This is a genomic window from Cellulomonas endometrii, from assembly GCF_949769265.1.
Classification (GTDB): domain Bacteria; phylum Actinomycetota; class Actinomycetes; order Actinomycetales; family Cellulomonadaceae; genus Cellulomonas; species Cellulomonas endometrii.
Genome location: NZ_CATKPC010000005.1, coordinates 93,942 through 110,769 on the forward strand (window position 1 = coordinate 93,942; position 16,828 = coordinate 110,769).

The window sequence follows — 16,828 nt, forward strand, 5'->3', positions numbered from 1 at the left end:
GGACTCCGCATGACCGACACCGCAGCGCCCGAGCGCCTCCTCGACGGCATCCCGCTCTGGGACGGCGAGCAGGAGGTCGGGCCCGCGCGGCTGACGTGGTCCGGCGACCGCATCGTCGCGGTCGACCCGGCTCCGGTCCGGCACGACGGGCTCAGCGTGATCCCCGGCCTGGTCGACACGCACGTGCACCTCGGCTACCCCGCGGGCGCGCCGGCGGCGGACCCGTCCGCGTGGCCGATCCTCACCCCGCCGGAGGAGCGGTCCCTGCACGTCGCGGCCAACGCCCTGCGGTGCGCCCGCGCGGGCGTGACCACGCTCCGCGACCTGGCCGCCGACTCGGTGCAGCTCGCGGTGGGCCGCGCGTTCGACGCGGGGGTCCTCGCCGGCCCGCGCCTGCTGTCCCACGGGCAGGTCGGCATGACCGCCGGGCACGGCGACCTGTTCGTGCCGCCGCACTACCCGCACCGCCCGCCGACCGCCGACAGCCCCGACGAGTGCCGCAAGCTGGTCCGGGTCTGGGCCCGCTCCGGCGCCGCCGGCGTGAAGATCTACACCTCCGGCGGCGTGCTCTCCATGGGCGACAAGGTCGGCTGGCGGAACCAGACGCGCGAGGAGATCCGCACCACCGTCGACGAGGCCCACGCGCTGGGGATGCTCGTCGCGGCGCACACGCACAGCGCGGAGGGGCTCGACATCGCGCTCGAGGAGGGCGTCGACTCGATCGAGCACGGCACCGGCATCGCGGAGCGGCACCTCGAGGCGCTCGTGGAGCGGGACCTGCCGGTCGCCCCGACGCTGCTGATCAACGACATCATCGCGGAGGCCCGCCGCCCGGTCTCCGCGGAGGCGCAGGCCAAGGCCCGTGACGTCGTCGCGCTCCGGGACGCCGGGTTCGCCCGCGCCGCGCAGGCCGGGGTGCGGTTCGTGCTCGGGACCGACGCGTCCGGGCAGTTCGTCGGCTTCGGGGACCAGATGGAGGAGGTCCGCGAGATGGCCGCGATGTTCGGGTGGACGCCGGCGCGGGCGCTGGCCGCCGCCACCTCCGACGCCGCCGACGCGATCCGCATGGGGTCGGTGACCGGGCGGCTCCGCGCGGGGCTCGGCAGCGACTTCGTGGTGCTGCGCGGGCGGCCGTGGGAGGACGTGTCGGCCCTGCGGGTCGAGAACATCGTCGCGGTGGTGTCGCGCGGGGTGGTCGTCGCGGGCGCGCTGCCCGCGTGAGGCGGCTCCGCTCCCCGGGCGCGGCGACCCGAGCCCACGGCACGATGGCGGACGTGCCCGCCCGCAGACTCCGCGTCGCCGTCCTCGCCGTCCTCCTGCTCGCGGGGCCCGCGGGCCTCGCGGCGTGCGGGCCGGGCGGGTCCGACGACGCGGTCACCACGCCGGCCTCGGCGCCCGCCTCCACGCTCACGCCCACCCCGACGCCCACGCCGACGCCCACGCCGACGCCCACGCCCACCGGGGCGGCGCTCCCGACGGTCCGCCTCGACGCGGGCACCGTCGCCGACGGCGCCGCGGCGACCGTGTCCGGGGAGGGGCCCGCGCTGGTGAGCGTGCGGCGGGAGGGCGAGTTCGGCGTCGTGGCCCACCTCGACTGCTCCGCGTGCACGGGCGAGGTCGTCGTCACGGCCGAAGGCCGCGGCGACCCGTGGGGTGCGGGGACGGCGCCGCTGACCGGGTCGTACCTCGTCGACGTGTTCCGGGACTCCGAGCCGAAGCAGACGCTGGTCGTGCAGGCGCAGGGGCCGTGGACGATGCGGCTGGAGAGCTGGAACGACCTGCCCCCGGTGACCGGCGTCCAGCAGGGCTCCGGGTCGACGGTGCTGCTCGTCGGGGACACGGCGAGCGCGGTCCGGGTGGACTACACCCCGGCGGGGCCGGGCGACGACCTCCTGGCGCGCGTGTTCTCCGCGGTGGAGGTCGAGGACACCGGGAGCCCGGCCTCCCTCCTGTTCGGGGACGACGTGGCGTTCAGCGAGACGGCCGACGTCCCGATGCCCGGGGTCGTGGCCCTGTCGACGAACGGGTCGTGGACGGTCACGCCGCTGCCCTGACCTGACGCCGGTGCCGAGGGGGGTGCGTCCCGCCGCCCGCCGCGCCAGGCTGGGGGCAGGACGGTGGCGCTCGGGAAGAGGGTGGGCACGGTGCGGGACAGCTACGACTACGTGATCGTCGGGGCCGGCATGGCGGGCGACGCGGCCGCGCGGGGGATCCGCGAGGTCGACGCGGACGGGACCATCGCGGTGGTCGGCCGGGAGCCCACGGCGCCCGTGACCCGCCCGGCCCTGACGAAGGACCTGTGGAACGACCCGGGGTTCGCCTTCGACCAGGTGTGGCTGCGCACGGGCGAGGACACGGGGGCCGACATGGTCCTCGGCGAGTCGGTCGTCGGGATCGACCGCGCGGCCCGCACCGTCACGACCGACGCCGGCGTGACGCTCCGCTACGGCGCCCTGCTGCTGGCGACCGGCGGCCGACCGCGCCACGTCGACGGGGTGGACGACTCCGGCCGGGTCATCTACTACCGCACCGTCCGCGACTACGAGCGGCTGCGCGACCTCGCGGGCGGTGGGCGGCACGTGGTCGTGGTCGGCGGCGGCTACATCGGGACGGAGCTCGCCGCGGCGCTCGTGCGGAACGACACCCGCGTCACCCTGGTGCTGCCGCAGGACACCCTCACGTCGGCGTCGTTCCCGGGCGGGCTCGCGCGGCACCTGGACCGGGTGTACGAGGACGCCGGGGTGACGCTGCTGCGCGGGTCCCGGGTGGCGTCCACGGTGTCGGGGGTGGACGGCGTCACGGTCGCGCTCACCGACGGCCGGGAGGTCGCGGCGGACGGGGTGGTGCTCGGCACGGGCATCGTCGTCGAGACCGACGTGGCGCGCGCCGCCGGCCTGGACGTCGACGACGGCGTCGTCGTGGACGAGCAGCTGCGCACGTCCGACCCGCACGTGTGGGCCGCCGGGGACGTCGCCCGGTACCCGGACCGCATCCTCGGGCGGCGGCGCGTCGAGCACGTGGACAACGCGACCTCGATGGGCCGGCAGGCCGGCCGGAACCTGGCCGGGGCGGGGGAGGCGTACGACCACACGCCGTTCTTCTACTCGGACCTGTTCGACGCCGGGTACGAGGCGGTCGGGACTCTCGACGCGTCGCTGACGACGGTCGAGGACTGGCACGAGGACGACTTCGGCGCGGGCGTCGTCTACTACGTCGACGCGGACCGCGTGGCGGGCGTGCTGCTGTGGAACGTGTGGGACGCGACCGACAGGGCGCGCGAGGTGGTCGACCACCAGCGGGACGTCCGGCCGGAGGCCCTGCGCGGCCTGATCCGCTGAGCCGCCCGGCGGGCCGCGCACCCGTCCGGGCGATCTGCCGGACGGGTGAGGTCGTGGCATCGTGGGTGCACGAGGTACCCGACCCCCCGGAGGTGCCGCATGCCGCTGTCGCTCGTCACCGCCGTGCGCTCCGTCGCGGGCCCGCACCGGTCGCGCAACGAGGACTCGGCGGGTGCCGCCCCGGCGTTCGCCTTCGTCGCCGACGGCGTGGGCGGGCACGCGGGCGGCGACGTGGCGTCCTGGACGGTGGCGCACCGCGTGACGGCGGCGCTGGCCGCGGCGGACGGGCCGGCGCTCGGGGTCGACGAGCTGCGCGCCGCCGTGGCGGTCGCGAACGCGGACCTCGCCCGCAGGGTGCGCCGGGAGCCGGAGCTCGAGGGCATGGCCACGACCTTCACCGGCGTGTTCTGCGGCGCCGACGCCGTCCGGGTCGTGCACATCGGGGACTCGCGGGCGTACCTGCTCCGGGACGGCGACGCGCGGCGGGTCACGCGCGACGACTCCCTCGTCCAGCTGCTCCTGGAGGCCGGGGTGATCGACCCGGCGGAGGCCCCGCAGCACCCCCGCCGCAACGTGATCCTGCACTGCCTCGCCGGCGACACCGCCGACCCGGCGCACGTCACGGTGCTGGAGGTCGACGCCCGGCCGGGCGACCGCTGGCTGATGGCGACCGACGGGCTCACCGACTACCTGCCGGAGGACCGCGTGCTCGAGCTGCTCGGCTCGGCGGACGGTCCGGACGGCGCCGCCGACGCGCTGGTCGAGGCCGCGATGGACGCGGACGCGTGGGACAACGTGAGCGTGGTGGTCGCGGACGTCGTCGTCGCCGAGGCGTCCGCGTCGAGCCGGGAGGCCCGGCTGGCCGGCGCCGCCGCGGACGCCTCGCGCGGGGTGGTGCTGGACCCGACGGCCTGAGCGGCCCGGCGTCCCGTCTGCCCGGCGTCCCGTCTGCCCGGCGCAGATCTGCCGAGGGCAGACCGGACGGCGTCCGCCGCCGCCCGCGGTGCGAGCGTGCAGGGACCAGCCCACCCCAGGAGGTCCCCGTGCCGTTCCCGTCACCCACCGCCCGCACCGCGGCGCCGCCCGTCGCCCGGCCGTTCGACGACGACCTGGCGGCGCGCCTGCTGCACCAGCGCATCGTCGTGCTCGGCCAGGAGGTCGACGACGCTGTCGCGAACCGCGTCTGCGCCCAGCTGCTGCTGCTGTCCGCGGAGGACCCGCGCCGCGACATCGCGCTGTACATCAACTCGCCGGGCGGCTCGGTCAGCGCCGCCCTGGCGATGTACGACACGATGCGCCTGATCCCCAACGACGTCGCGACCCTCGCCATGGGGCTGGCCGCCAGCGCGGGTCAGTTCCTGCTCAGCGCGGGCACGCCCGGCAAGCGGAACGTCATGGCGCACGCCCGGGTGCTCATGCACCAGCCGTCCGGCGGCATCGGCGGCACCGCGGTGGACATCGCGATCCAGGCGCAGAACATGGCGCACACCAAGCGCACCATGCAGCAGCTGATCGCCGAGCACACCGGCCAGAGCGTCGAGACGATCGAGCGCGACTCCGACCGGGACCGGTGGTTCACCGCGCAGGAGGCCCTCGCGTACGGGTTCGTCGACCGGGTGGTGGAGCACCTGGACGACGTGCGCCCCGACGCGTCGCAGCGGCGGGCGGGCCTGTGATGGCCGGCCAGTACACCGTCCCGGTGGTCGTCGAGCAGCGGCCGAACGGCGAGCGCGCGTCCGATGTGTTCTCCCGGCTGCTGAGCGACCGGATCGTGTTCATCGGCACGGAGATCGACGACGGCGTCGCGAACGTCGTGATCGCGCAGCTGCTGCACCTGCAGCAGGAGGACCCCGACAAGCCGATCCACCTGTACCTGAACTCGCCCGGCGGCTCGGTGACCGCGCTGCTCGCGATCTACGACACGATGCGGTACATCCGCCCGGACGTCGCGACGTTCTGCCTGGGCCAGGCCGCGTCCGCCGCGGCGGTGCTGCTCGCGGCGGGCACGGCGGGCCAGCGGCACGTCCTGGAGCACGCCCGGGTGCTGCTGCACCAGCCGTCGGGCGGCGCGCAGGGCACCGCAGCCGACCTGGAGCTCCAGGCCGCGGAGATCCTGCGGCTGCGGGCGCAGGTCGACGAGATCCTCGCCGCGCACACCGGCCGCAGCCCCGAGCAGCTGCGCGCCGACACCGACCGCGACCTGGTGCTCACGGCGCAGCAGGCCGTGGCCTACGGCATCGCGGACACGGTGGTCACGACGATCAAGCGGCCGGAGGCGCCGGCCGCGGCGTGAGCGTCAGGCCGCGAGGCGGACCTCGCTCCGGGACAGCCGCGCGCCGTCGGCGCGGTCCGGGGTCGGGGCGGGGGCCGCCGCGAGGTCGAGGACCACCCGGCCCTGCGCCCGTGCGAGGTGCGCGTGCGCCTCGCCGACCAGGTCGACGAGCCCGAGCCCGAGCGCCCGGCACACGGCCCCCAGCACCTCGGACGACGCCTCCTTGCGGCCGCGCTCGATCTCGGACAGGTACGGCACGGAGACCCGGGCGTCCTCCGCCACGTCCCGCAGGGTGCGGCCCTGGCGCTCGCGGTGCCGGCGCAGGATGGCGCCGACCAGCACGCGCAGGGGCGGGGGGGGGCGGGCGGGGGGGGGGGGGCGGGGGGGGCGCGCGGGCGGCGGGCCGGGGGACTGCGGCTGCGCCGGTGACATGAGACCTCCTCGGCTCCCGTCACGCTATCCCCGCGCCCCGGGGCGCCACCCGCACCGGCGTTCTGCCCTGAGCAGACGCTTGACTTCGAGCGCGCTCCAAGGGGCATCGTCGGCCGTGCCGCGCGGGCCCCGGGCGGCGATCCCACCGCCGTCGGAGGAGCAGCCATGCGTCTCGGTGCCCATCTCATGCGGTTCGACCCGGTCGAGCCCGCCCACCTGCGTCAGGAGCTCGCCGACACCGCGGAGGCCGCGGAGGACGCGGGCCTGTCCTGGCTGTCCGTGATGGACCACTTCTTCCAGATGGAGCCGGCGGGTTTCCCGGCGAGCGACCCGATGCTCGAGGCGTACACGACCCTCGGGTTCCTCGCGGCGCGCACGGAGACCGTGCAGCTCGGTGCGCTCGTCACCGGCGTCACGTACCGGCACCCGGGCCTCCTGGCCAAGATCGTCGCCACGCTCGACGTGCTGTCGGCCGGGCGCGCGACGCTCGGCATCGGCGCCGCCTGGTACGAGAAGGAGCACCGGGCGCTCGGGGTGCCGTACCCGGCGCTCGCGGAGCGGTTCGAGCGGCTGGAGGAGGCCCTGCAGATCTGCCGGCAGATGTGGACGCCCGGTGCCGACGGTCCGTTCGAGGGCGTGCACTACCAGCTCGCCGAGACGCTGTGCTCGCCGCTGCCGCTCAGCCGTCCCGGGCGCGGCCCGGAGATCCTGGTCGGCGGGTCCGGCGAGCGCAAGACGCTGCGGCTGGTCGCGCAGTACGGGGACGCGTGCAACCTCTTCGAGACCACGCCCGACGAGGTCGCGCACAAGCTGGACGTGCTGCGCGGCCACTGCGACACGGTCGGGCGCGACTACGCCGACATCCGCGTGACCCTGCTCATGGGAGGCGACCAGCTGCTGACGGGCGACGTCGACGGGTTCGTCGAGGCGGCCCGGCCGTACGCCGAGCTCGGTGTGGAGTCGGTGATCCTGCGCCCGCCGGCCACGCCCTCGGCCGCCTGGGTCCGGGACCACGTCGCCCCCGCGGTGCCGCGGCTCGCCGAGCTCGGGGCGCGCTGACCGCGCCCGACGTGCCGCATCGGCCCGTGGCGCCCACGATGGGCAGATGCGGGGGCGTGCGCGGGACGGCTGGTGGGGCGTGGTGATCGACGCCCCGGACCCCGCGGCGCTGGCGGAGTTCTACGCCGCGGTTCTCGGCTGGCAGGTGGTCGGCGACGACCCGGACCACGCGGTCGTCGCCGCCCCGTCGGGCGTCGCGTACCTGGCCGTGCAGCGCAACCCCGGGTACGTGCCGCCGGTGTGGCCGGCCGAGGCCGGCGCTCCGCAGATGATGCTGCACCTGGACGTCGAGGTCGAGCAGCTGGAGGAGGCCGTCGCGGACGCCGTCCGGCTCGGGGCGCGGCTGGCCGAGCACCAGCCGCAGGCCTCGCTGCGGGTGCTCGTCGACCCCGTGGGGCACCCGTTCTGCCTGTACCGCGACGGCTGACCCGCGCGGCGGCCGGCGGGCGGGGTCAGGACGCGTCGACCGCCGCGAGCAGCTCCCGGAGCATCGCGTCGATCTCCCGCCGGCGCTGCGGGGGGATCGACGCGAGCAGGCGCTGCTCGGCCGCCAGCCCGGCCGCGACCGCCTCGTCCACCACGTCGGTGCCGCGGTCGCTGAGCGTGATGCGCAGCGCCCGCCGGTCGGCCGGGTCCGGGCTGCGGCGCACGAGCCCGGCCCGCTCGAGCCGGTCGAGCCGCTGCGTCATGCCGCCGGACGTCAGCATCAGCGTCGCGGACAGCGCCGAGGGGGAGAGCGACCCCTCCGGGCCGGAGCGGCGCAGCGTCGCGAGGACGTCGAAGTCCGCGCGGGTCAGGTGCGAGCGCGCGTACGCGGCCGCCGTCGCGTCGCCGCCCGCGCGGGCCAGCCGGAAGATCCGCCCGAAGATGCCCATCGCCTCGGTGTCGAGGTCGGGGCGCTCGCGCGCCCACTGCTCGAGGATCCGGTCCACGCCGTCGCTGTCGCCCACGCGCCCATCCTGCCACGAGCCCCCTTGACGGTCGCTTGCTTGCGAGTATCTTAGACGCTAAGCAATCGGATCGGGGAGATGGGCGACATGGACGGTGCGCGCGGTACGGCCGCCGGGCCCGGGACCGCGGGTCGGCTCCGGACCGCTCCGGCGGGGGGAGCGGCGGCGAGCAGCCCCGCGGCCGGGGCAGACGCGCGCGCCGGTCTCCTCCTCACGCTGACCACCGCGGTGGCACCGGCGGTGTGGGGCACGACGTACCTCGTCACCACGGAGCTGCTGCCCGAGGGGCGGCCGCTGCTCGCCGGCGCGCTGCGGGCGCTGCCGGCCGGGCTGCTGCTCCTGCTGCTGACGCGGCGCCTGCCGTCCGGCGGGTGGTGGTGGCGTGCGGCGGTGCTCGGTGCGCTGAACATCGGGCTGTTCTTCGCGCTGCTGTTCGTGGCGGCCTACCGGCTGCCGGGCGGGGTGGCGGCGACGCTCGGCGCGGTGCAGCCGCTGCTCGTGGCGGGGCTGGGGTCGCTGCTGCTCGGGCAGCGGGTCCGTGCGGGGACGGTGGTCGCGGGGATCGCGGGCGTCGCCGGTGTCGCGCTGCTCGTGCTGCGGGCGACGGCGCAGCTGGACGCGGTCGGTGTCGTCGCCGGGCTCGGCGGCGCGGCGGCGATGGCCCTCGGCGTGGTGCTGACCGCGCGCTGGGGACGACCCGTGCCGCTGCTCGCGTTCACGGGCTGGCAGCTCACGGCGGGCGGGCTGCTGCTCGTGCCCGTCGTGCTCCTGGTCGAGGGGGTGCCGCGCGAGCTGGACGGCGCGGCGCTGGGTGGGATCGTCTACCTCGGGCTGGTCGGGACCGCGCTGGCGTACGCGCTGTGGTTCCGCGGGGTGCAGCGGCTGCCGGCGGCGCGCGTGTCGTTCCTGGGACTGCTCAGCCCGGTGGTGGCCGCCGTGCTCGGCTGGCTGGTGCTCGACCAGGCGCTGAACGGGTGGCAGCTCGCCGGAGCGGGCCTGGCGCTCGCCGCGCTGGTCGTGGCGCAGCGGTCCGGCTCGCCGAGGTCCGGTGCGCCGAGGTCCGGTGCGCCGCGGTCCGGCGCGCCGGGCGCCGGGGGACGACGCGCGGGGCGCTGACGCGTACTGTCAGCGCGGTGAGGTCACCCTGGTTCCGACGCGTCACCGCGGGTACTGCGTGCGGCGCGCTCGCGCGGGAGACGGACTGGGCGGCGACCCCCCTCGGCCCGCCCAGCACCTGGCCGCCCGCGCTGCGGGTCGCCGTCGAGATGTGCTTCACCACGCGCTTCCCGGTGCTCGTCACCTGGGGCCCGGACCTCACCATGATCTACAACGACGGCTACCGGGACATGCTCGGCTCCGACAAGCACCCCGGCGCGATGGGCGGCGCGCTGGCCGAGGTGTGGAAGGAGATCTGGGACGACCTGGCGCCGTCGGTCGAGCGCGTCCTGCGGGACGGCGAGCCGACGTGGTCCGTGGACCAGCACCTCCTGGTGAACCGGTCCGGGTACGACGAGGACACGTTCTTCACCTACTCGTACTCCCCGCTGCGTGACTCCTCCGACGTGGTCCGCGGTCTCCTCGACATCGCGACGGAGACGACGGAGCAGGTCGTGGAGCGCCGGCGCATGCGGCTGCTCGGCGACCTGTCGGTCCGGCTCACGGCTGCCCACGGCGACGTCGAGGGGCTCGCCGCCGCGACCATGGGACTGCTGCGGGACGCCCCCGACGTGGTGGCGGCCGAGCTGCACCTGCTCGACGGCGGCGGCGCGCTCACCCTGGCCGGGACGACGGGGGCGGCGGGCGTACCTGCCGTGCCCGCGGACGTGCTCGAGCGGGTGGCGCGGACCGTGTCGGCGGAGGAGCGCGGTCGCGCCCTCGCCGTGCCGCTGCTCGCGGCGGGCGACCCGGCGGCGAGCGGGGTCCTCGTGCTGGCGGCGGGCAGTCGTCGCCCGTGGGACGACGCCTACCGGGCGTTCTTCCGCCTCGTCGCCTCCGCGGTGGGTGCGGCGGTGAGCGGCACGCTGCGCCACCTGAGGGAGGTCGGCGAGCTCCGGCACGTCAGCGACACGCTGCAGGCGGCGATCGTCCCGGGCGGGTCGGTGCTGCCGGGGGTCGTCGCGCGCTACGTCCCGGCGGTGGGCGACCTCGCGGTGGGCGGCGACTGGTACGACGTGCTCGAGCTCGCCCCGGGCACGCGGGCGCTGGTGGTCGGCGACTGCGTCGGCCACGGGCTCGACGCCGCCGCGCGGATGGGTCAGCTGCGCGCGGCGGCCCGCTCGCTGCTGCTCGACGGCCGGGGCCCGGGGGCGGTGCTCGACGGCCTCGACCGCTTCGCCCGCACCCTGCCCGGCGCGGAGTGCACGACGGTGTTCTGCGGCATCGTCGACGAGGTCCAGCACACCCTCACGTACTCCCTCGCCGGGCACCTGCCACCGGTCCTGCAGCGCGCGGGCGCCGGCACGGTCCTGCTGCAGGGCGGTCGCGGGGCGGCGCTCGCGATCAGCGACAAGCCGCACCCCGAGGCGGTCGAGGCGCTGTCGGACGGCGACCTGCTGGTCGTCTGCACGGACGGGCTCGTCGAGCGCCGGACGGAGTCGCTCGCCCTCGCGCTCCGCCGGCTGGCGGCGGCGGTGGCCGGACAGCCCGTGACCGCCCGGACCGCCGCGGTGGCGGACGACCTGCTCCGCACGCTCGTCCCGAACGGCGCCGACGACGACGTGGCGCTGGTCGTGTACCGGGCCGGCTCGGTCGAGGGGCCCGGCGCGTAGGCCTCAGCTGCCGTCGGCCCCGTCGACGAAGCCCCAGAACGCCGGCTTCGCCTGCAGGTCGTCGTCGAACAGCAGCGGGGCCTCGAACGGACGGTCCTCCGGCCAGAACCGCAGCCAGGACCGGGCGTCGTACAGGCCCCAGACGCTGACGGACGCGAGGTCGCGCTGCGCGAACGCCGCCACGAGCGTGCGGTACTGCTCCTGCTGCTGCGCGAGGCGGTCCTGCGGCGTCGCGTCCAGCTGCTCGTCGCGGCCGGAGACGGCGACGTCGAGCTCGGTGACGGCCTGCCGGAGCCCGAGCGCGGCCACCGCGTCGAGCGTCGTGGCGACCTCCTCGACGGACGTGTCGAGCCCGACGTGCATCTGGTGCCCCACGCCGTCGACCGGCACGTCCTGCGCCTGCAGCTCCATGACCAGCTGCACGAGCGCGCGCCGCCGGTCGGGGGCGTCGGTGTCGTAGTCGTTGAGCAGGAGCGTCACGTCGGTGCCGAACGCCTCGCGCGCGATCCGGAACGCCTCGCCGACGTACTCCGGGCCCAGGACCTCGTACCAGCGGCTGCGGCGCAGCCCGTCGTCCTCCTGCGGGTCGAGCGCCTCGTTCACCACGTCCCACGAGGTGACGGGGCTCTGGTCGCCGTACCGCTCCTCGAGGTGGTCGGCCACCGCCTGCACGTGCGTCCGGAGCCGGTCGAGCAGCAGCGCGCGGTCCTCGTCGCTGCCCGTCAGCGGCCGGCCGTCGGCGGTCTCGAAGAACCAGTCGGGCGTCGAGCGGTGCCACACGAGCGTGTGCCCGTGCACCGTGAGGCCGTGCTCCGCGGCGAAGTCCAGCACCTCGTCCATCGGCGCGAAGTCGAACGTGCCCTCCTCGGGCTGCAGGGTCACGGGCTTCATCGCGTTCTCGGGGGTGACCTGGTCGAAGTGCCGCGCCAGCAGGTCGGCGGGCCGCCCGGTGAGGTCCTGCGGGCCCACGGCCACGCCCACGGGGAACGCGGCGACGTCGCGCAGCGCCGGGACGTCCGTCTGCACCTCGGGGGTCGGGCGCTGCACGGTGACGTCGTCGAGCCGCAGGTCGGCCAGCGACTCCGGCGTCTCGACGTACAGCCGCCAGGCGCCGCCGCCCTCGGGGACCTGCGCCGTGCCCGCGACCTGCACCCAGTCGTCGGACGTCGCGGTCGCGCGGCCGACGTGCACGTAGACCGGGTCCTCGCCGCCGCTGCGGCCCTCGAGCGTGAGCTGCACGTCGGCGTCCTCGGGACCGTCGTCGGCCAGGCGCACCCACGCGGAGATCGTGTGCGCCGCGCCGGGCGTGAGCGCACCGGAGACGTCGACGGCGGCGCCGTGCCACGGCTCCGAGCGCCCGGTGACGAGCAGGCTGCCCGCACCGGCGTGCGTCACGTCCTCGGCGGTCGCGACCGCGACGCCCTCGCCGAGCGGCTCCCAGCCCTCGTCGTCCTCGTCGAACCCGCTGGACAGCACGGTCGTCACCTCCGCGGCGGGCGCGACGGACGCGGTCGGCGAGGCCTCGGGCGCGGGGGAGCGGTCGTCGCGGGACACCAGCACCACCACCAGGACCACCACGAGGACGAGGACGAGGGCTCCGGCCCCGATCAGGACGGCGGGTCGGCGCACGCGGCGGGTTCCTTCGCGGTGGGGGACGGGAGGCACCACGGTAGGCACGCGCTGCGCGCCCTGGCCAGCCGCCCCGGTGAGCGCCTGGTCACGGCCGTCCCTAGGCTGGCCGGGTGCGAGCCATGACGTGGAACGTGTGGTGGCGCTTCGGGGGCGCGTGGCGGGAGCGGGAGCCCGCGATCCTCCGCGTGCTCGAGGAGGCCCGGCCGGACGTCCTCGCGCTGGTGGAGACGTGGCGCGACGCCGACGGGACGCAGGCGGACGTGGTGGCCGAGCACCTGGGCCTGCCGGCGGCGGTGTTCGTGCCGACCGGTCTGCCGCCCGAGCCCGACCCGCCGGAGCACCCGGACCAGGCCGGCGTCGAGATGGGGATCTCGCTGGTGTCCCGGTGGGCGCCGACCGCGACCCGCACCGTGCCGCTGCCCGGTGCGCAGCGGGGCGGGCCGCCCGCGCACGCCCTGCTCGCGACCCTCGACCACCCCGCCGGCCCGCTGCACGTGGTCGTGGTGACGATGGAGTGGCAGCCGCAGTACGACGAGGACCGGATGGCGCAGGCGTGGGCGCTGGCGGACCTCGCGATGGACGCGTCGCTGGACGGGGACCTGCCGGTGCTGCTGCTGGGCGACCTCAACGCCACGCCCGCGGGACCTCAGATGGCGGCCCTGACGCGGCAGCTCACGGACCTGTGGCCCGCCGGCGGCGGCGACCCGGCCGCCGTGACGCTCAGCTCCCGCGTGCCGCAGGCGCCGCTCGAGGCCACGGAGCTCATCGACCAGCGGATCGACCACGTGCTCGCACGCCCGGGGCGCCCCGGCGGCATCGTCCGGGCGACCGGCGCGCGGCTGGCCGGGTCCGCACCGGTGGGCGGGCTGTACCCGTCGGACCACTTCGCGGTGGTCGTCGACGTGGAGCTGACGCCGTGAGGCGGCGGGTCGTCGCGGCGGTCGCGCTCGCCGCGGTCCTGGCGGGCTGCGCGCCCACGGACGACCCCGTCCCGTCCCCGGGCGTCCTCGCCGAGGCCCGGACCCCGGCCCCGCCCGGCGCGACGCCCACGACCGGTGCGGCGCTCCCCGCCGAGCCCGTCGTCGCCCCCGGGGCGCCGTGGGCGGACCACGACGCCGTCGCCCCCGACGCCTACGCGGCCGGGTACGCGGGCACCGTGTCGGCGATCACGCCGGAGCTCGCCGCGCGGATGGCGCCGTCGTGGCGCGAGGGCTGCCCCGTGCCGCTCGCCGACCTGCGGTACGTGACCGTCACGCACCACGACGTCGCCGGCGGCACGGCGACCGGGGAGATGGTGGTGCACGCGGACGTGGCCGACAGCGTGGTGGCCGTGTTCGGCGAGCTGTTCGCCCTGGGCTACCCGGTGCGGTCCGTGCGCCTGGTCGACGACTTCGGCGGCAGCGACGACGCCTCGATGGCGGCGGACAACACCTCGGCGTTCAACTGCCGGCCGATCAGCCGCGGCACCGGCTGGTCCGAGCACGCGTACGGCCGCGCGATCGACCTCAACCCGGTGGAGAACCCGTACGTCCGCGGGTCGCTCGTCCTGCCCCCCGAGGGCGCCCCGTACGCGTCCCGGCCGGACGAGCCGGGCGTCGTGCACGCGGGGGACGAGGTGGTCCGGGCGTTCGCCGCGCACGGCTGGCAGTGGGGCGGGGACTGGTCCTCGCCGGTCGACTACCAGCACTTCTCGACGACCGGGCGCTGAGCCCCGCCGGGGCGGGACCGACGGCCCAGCCGCACCGTCCCGCCCGGGGTGATCCTGGGGGCACGAGTCTCTCTCGGGAGGTCACGATGGACGACAGGGTGATCGTCGGTTACGACACGTCGACAGGCTCCGAGGCAGCGGTCCGCTGGGCGGCCGCGGAGGCCGCCGCGCGCGGCTGGGCGCTGGACGTGGTGCACGCGTGGGGCTTCGCCGGCCAGGAGGGCGGCGGGGCCGGGAGCTCCTGGCTCGGCCGGCAGGTGCAGGCCCAGGTGCAGGAGGTCGCGGACGAGGGCGCACGCGTCGCGCGCGAGGCCGCCCCGGGCGTGGACGCGCGCGGCGTGGTCGCGTACGGCGCGGCCGCCGTCCAGCTGGTCGAGCGCGCCGGGTCCGCCCGGCTGGTGGTGCTCGGCCGGCACGGTGCGGGGCGGTTCGGCGACGGGCTGCTCGGCTCCGTGACGTCCGGGGTCCTGCACCACGCGCCGTGCCCGGTCGTGGTCGTGCCGCAGGAGTCGCACGCCCGCGAGTCCGGCGACCCGGTGGTGGTCGGATTCGACGGGTCTCCCGGGGCGTACGGCGCTCTGGAGGAGGCCTGCGAGCAGGCGCGGCTGCACGGCACGGACGTGTCCGTCGTGACCGCGTGGAGCGCCACGGGCGAGACGTCCAGCGTGTCGTACTGGGTGCTGGCGTACCCGAACCGCTCGCCGGGCGAGGTCGCCCAGGAGGAGGCCGAGCGGGTGCTGGAGCGGGCACGCTCGTGGTCGGCGTCCCGGCACGACGTCGCCGTCTCGTGCGACGTGGCCGAGGGTCGCGCGGCCGAGGTGCTCGCGCGCCGGTCCCGGCACGCGAGCCTCGTGGTGGTGGGGACGCGCGGGCGCAGCGGGTTCACCAGCCTCGTGCTCGGGTCCACCAGCCGCGCGGTGGTGCAGCGGGCGCACTGCCCGGTCCTGGTGACCCGGCCGGCGCGGCCCGTGCCGGAGTCCCCGGCCCCCTGAGGTCAGAGCTCGCGGATCACCCGGGCGGGGTTGCCGGCGACGACCACGCGCGGCGGGACGTCCTTCGTGACGACCGACCCGGCGCCGACGATGCTGTCCGCCCCGATGGTCACGCCCGGCAGCACGACCGCGCTGCCCCCGATCCAGACGTTGTCCCCGACGGCGATCGGCGCGACGCGCTCGTAGCCCGCGCGCCGGTCGTCCGGGTCCAGCGGGTGGTTCGGGGTGTAGAACCGCACGCCCGGGCCGATCAGCACGTCCTCGCCGATGGCGATGCGTCCCCCGCCGAGGGCCAGGAAGTCGGTGTTGACGAACGACCCGCGCCCGATCGACAGGTGCTGCCCGTACTCGACGTAGAACGGCGGGCGGAAGTCGACGCCCTCGCCGACGGCCCCGAGGATCTCGCGGAACAGGGCCAGGCCCTCGGCGGGGTCGGCGCGGTACACCTCGGTCAGGCGCCGGCAGGCCTCGTGGTTGGCGGCGGTGATGTCGGCGAGCTCGGCGCTGAGCCGGTAGCGGTACCAGTCGCCGGCGACCATCTTGGCGTACTCGCTGCGGTCGGGGTCGGGCGTCGGTCGGGTCTGCGGGGCGCTGGTCGTCACGGTCGCCCAGCCTAGGGGCGGGCGGGCGCCGCGGTGCTCGCCCGGACCACCAGCCGGGTCGGCACGACGATGCGGGTGTCCGTGAGCGTCTCGCCGCCGCGGATCTGCCGCAGCAGCAGGTCGACCAGCTGGTTGCCGATCAGGTGGAAGTCCTGCTGGACCGTGGTGAGCGGGGGCCACAGGAACTCGGTGAGCGGGATGTCGTCGAAGCCGACCACCGAGATGTCCTCCGGGACCCGCCGCCCGTGCTCGTACAGCGCGCGCACCAGGCCCGCCGCCATCTCGTCGTTGGCGCAGAAGACCGCCGTGACGTCCGGGTCCTCGGCCAGGGCGCGGCCCTGCTCGTAGCCCGAGCGCGCCGACCAGTCGCCGCGCAGCACGGGCGGGACGGCCCGACCCGAGCCGACCAGGTGCTCGCGCCAGGTGTCGACGCGGATCTCGGCCGGCGCGGAGTCCACCGGCCCCGCGAGGTGGTGCACGGTGCGGTGCCCGAGGTCGAGCAGGTGCTGCACGGCGACGTGCGTGCCGGTGACCTGGTCGGCCGCGACGGCGGGGTGGTGGCCCACGAACCGCGAGTCGGAGACCACGACGGGCATCCGGGGCGGCAGCGCGAGGCTCGCGGGCGTCGCGGTCTCCGCGCGGATGATGACGAGGCCGTCGATCGACTGGTGCGACAGCCGGGCGGCGGCCTCGGTGACGTCGTCGGACGAGGGGCTCTGGACGTCGACCAGGCTGACGGTGTAGCCCTGCGCCCGGGCGGCCTCGACGACGGCCTCGACGGTGCGCGACTCGCCGGTGCGGGCCAGGCGGTGCGCGATCAGCCCGATGGTCCCGAAGCTGCCGTACCGCAGGGCGCGCGCGGCGTGGTTGGGGGAGTAGCCGAGCTCGTCCATGGCGGCGAGCACGCGCTCCCGCGTCTCGGGCCGGACGTTGTCCGCGCCCGTCGAGACCCGCGAGACGGTCTGCGACGACACCCCGGCGAGCTGGGCGACGTCCGCGATGGACGGCCCGGATCTGCCGCGGGGGGCCGGGACGAGGTCGGGCGTCATGCGGCGATGATAGCGGCAGTGGTGAC

Annotated in this window: 18 protein-coding genes; 13 read left to right on the forward strand and 5 right to left on the reverse strand. The window is 76.4% G+C overall.

What is annotated here, in order from left to right; genetic code table 11:
• The first annotated feature begins 9 nt into the window (after positions 1 to 9).
• From QNH85_RS07590 to QNH85_RS07615, 6 genes are all read left to right on the forward strand, one after another.
• A complete protein-coding gene (locus tag QNH85_RS07590) occupies positions 10 to 1,221 on the forward strand; it encodes an amidohydrolase family protein (RefSeq protein WP_282945586.1) in 1,212 nt (403 codons plus the stop codon).
• A 53-nt stretch (positions 1,222 to 1,274) separates the two neighbouring features.
• The gene (locus QNH85_RS07595; RefSeq protein ID WP_282945587.1) at positions 1,275 to 2,054 is read left to right on the forward strand and encodes a hypothetical protein; all 780 of its coding nucleotides are present in this window, start codon (positions 1,275 to 1,277) and stop codon (positions 2,052 to 2,054) included.
• Positions 2,055 to 2,144: 90 nt separating this feature from the next.
• A complete protein-coding gene (locus QNH85_RS07600; RefSeq protein ID WP_282945588.1) occupies positions 2,145 to 3,338 on the forward strand; it encodes an NAD(P)/FAD-dependent oxidoreductase in 1,194 nt (397 codons plus the stop codon).
• A 99-nt stretch (positions 3,339 to 3,437) separates the two neighbouring features.
• Complete coding sequence (locus tag QNH85_RS07605) at positions 3,438 to 4,253, forward strand: PP2C family protein-serine/threonine phosphatase (RefSeq protein ID WP_282945589.1); 816 nt, start codon at positions 3,438 to 3,440, stop codon at positions 4,251 to 4,253.
• A gap of 128 nt (positions 4,254 to 4,381) precedes the next feature.
• Positions 4,382 to 5,014, forward strand: a complete 633-nt coding sequence (locus QNH85_RS07610; protein ID WP_282945590.1) for a ClpP family protease — start codon at positions 4,382 to 4,384, stop codon at positions 5,012 to 5,014.
• The gene (locus tag QNH85_RS07615) at positions 5,014 to 5,631 is read left to right on the forward strand and encodes a ClpP family protease (RefSeq protein WP_282945591.1); all 618 of its coding nucleotides are present in this window, start codon (positions 5,014 to 5,016) and stop codon (positions 5,629 to 5,631) included. Before QNH85_RS07610 ends, QNH85_RS07615 begins: the two co-directional genes overlap by 1 nt.
• A 3-nt stretch (positions 5,632 to 5,634) precedes the next feature.
• On the opposite strand, the gene QNH85_RS07620 is transcribed toward QNH85_RS07615, so the two are convergent.
• The gene (locus QNH85_RS07620) at positions 5,635 to 5,952 is read right to left on the reverse strand and encodes a helix-turn-helix domain-containing protein (protein WP_282945592.1); all 318 of its coding nucleotides are present in this window, start codon (positions 5,950 to 5,952) and stop codon (positions 5,635 to 5,637) included.
• Positions 5,953 to 6,207: 255 nt separating this feature from the next.
• On the opposite strand from QNH85_RS07620, the gene QNH85_RS07625 reads away from it, so the two are divergent.
• On the forward strand, positions 6,208 to 7,101 hold the full coding sequence (locus QNH85_RS07625) for an LLM class F420-dependent oxidoreductase (protein WP_282945593.1): 894 nt from the start codon (positions 6,208 to 6,210) through the stop codon (positions 7,099 to 7,101).
• A 46-nt stretch (positions 7,102 to 7,147) separates the two neighbouring features.
• Positions 7,148 to 7,528, forward strand: coding sequence for a VOC family protein (locus tag QNH85_RS07630; RefSeq protein ID WP_282945594.1), 381 nt, complete (start codon positions 7,148 to 7,150; stop codon positions 7,526 to 7,528).
• A gap of 25 nt (positions 7,529 to 7,553) precedes the next feature.
• Here QNH85_RS07630 and QNH85_RS07635 read toward each other — a convergent pair whose 3' ends face one another.
• Positions 7,554 to 8,051: a MarR family winged helix-turn-helix transcriptional regulator gene (locus QNH85_RS07635; protein WP_282945595.1), complete on the reverse strand. Its 498-nt coding sequence runs from the start codon at positions 8,049 to 8,051 to the stop codon at positions 7,554 to 7,556.
• Positions 8,052 to 8,279: 228 nt separating this feature from the next.
• Between QNH85_RS07635 and QNH85_RS07640 the strand changes: the two genes are divergently transcribed.
• Positions 8,280 to 9,167: an EamA family transporter gene (locus tag QNH85_RS07640; protein WP_282945596.1), complete on the forward strand. Its 888-nt coding sequence runs from the start codon at positions 8,280 to 8,282 to the stop codon at positions 9,165 to 9,167.
• 17 nt (positions 9,168 to 9,184) lie between these two features.
• Positions 9,185 to 10,819 carry a SpoIIE family protein phosphatase gene (locus tag QNH85_RS07645; RefSeq protein ID WP_282945597.1) on the forward strand — a complete coding sequence of 545 codons (1,635 nt, stop codon included), beginning with the start codon at positions 9,185 to 9,187 and terminating at the stop codon, positions 10,817 to 10,819.
• 3 nt (positions 10,820 to 10,822) lie between these two features.
• Here QNH85_RS07645 and QNH85_RS07650 read toward each other — a convergent pair whose 3' ends face one another.
• Positions 10,823 to 12,448: an endo-1,4-beta-xylanase gene (locus QNH85_RS07650; RefSeq protein ID WP_282945598.1), complete on the reverse strand. Its 1,626-nt coding sequence runs from the start codon at positions 12,446 to 12,448 to the stop codon at positions 10,823 to 10,825.
• A gap of 122 nt (positions 12,449 to 12,570) precedes the next feature.
• On the opposite strand from QNH85_RS07650, the gene QNH85_RS07655 reads away from it, so the two are divergent.
• From QNH85_RS07655 to QNH85_RS07665, 3 genes are all read left to right on the forward strand, one after another.
• Entirely contained in the window at positions 12,571 to 13,371 is an 801-nt protein-coding gene (locus QNH85_RS07655; RefSeq protein ID WP_282945700.1) for an endonuclease/exonuclease/phosphatase family protein, read from the forward strand.
• Complete coding sequence (locus QNH85_RS07660) at positions 13,368 to 14,159, forward strand: M15 family metallopeptidase (protein ID WP_282945599.1); 792 nt, start codon at positions 13,368 to 13,370, stop codon at positions 14,157 to 14,159. The genes QNH85_RS07655 and QNH85_RS07660 overlap by 4 nt, the downstream gene beginning before the upstream one ends.
• 86 nt (positions 14,160 to 14,245) lie before the next feature.
• Positions 14,246 to 15,151, forward strand: a complete 906-nt coding sequence (locus tag QNH85_RS07665; protein WP_282945600.1) for a universal stress protein — start codon at positions 14,246 to 14,248, stop codon at positions 15,149 to 15,151.
• A 2-nt stretch (positions 15,152 to 15,153) separates the two neighbouring features.
• Here QNH85_RS07665 and QNH85_RS07670 read toward each other — a convergent pair whose 3' ends face one another.
• Both QNH85_RS07670 and QNH85_RS07675 read right to left on the reverse strand, forming a co-directional pair.
• Positions 15,154 to 15,753 carry a sugar O-acetyltransferase gene (locus QNH85_RS07670; protein ID WP_282945601.1) on the reverse strand — a complete coding sequence of 200 codons (600 nt, stop codon included), beginning with the start codon at positions 15,751 to 15,753 and terminating at the stop codon, positions 15,154 to 15,156.
• 11 nt (positions 15,754 to 15,764) lie between these two features.
• Positions 15,765 to 16,802 carry a LacI family DNA-binding transcriptional regulator gene (locus tag QNH85_RS07675; RefSeq protein ID WP_282945602.1) on the reverse strand — a complete coding sequence of 346 codons (1,038 nt, stop codon included), beginning with the start codon at positions 16,800 to 16,802 and terminating at the stop codon, positions 15,765 to 15,767.
• Positions 16,803 to 16,828 lie beyond the last annotated feature (26 nt).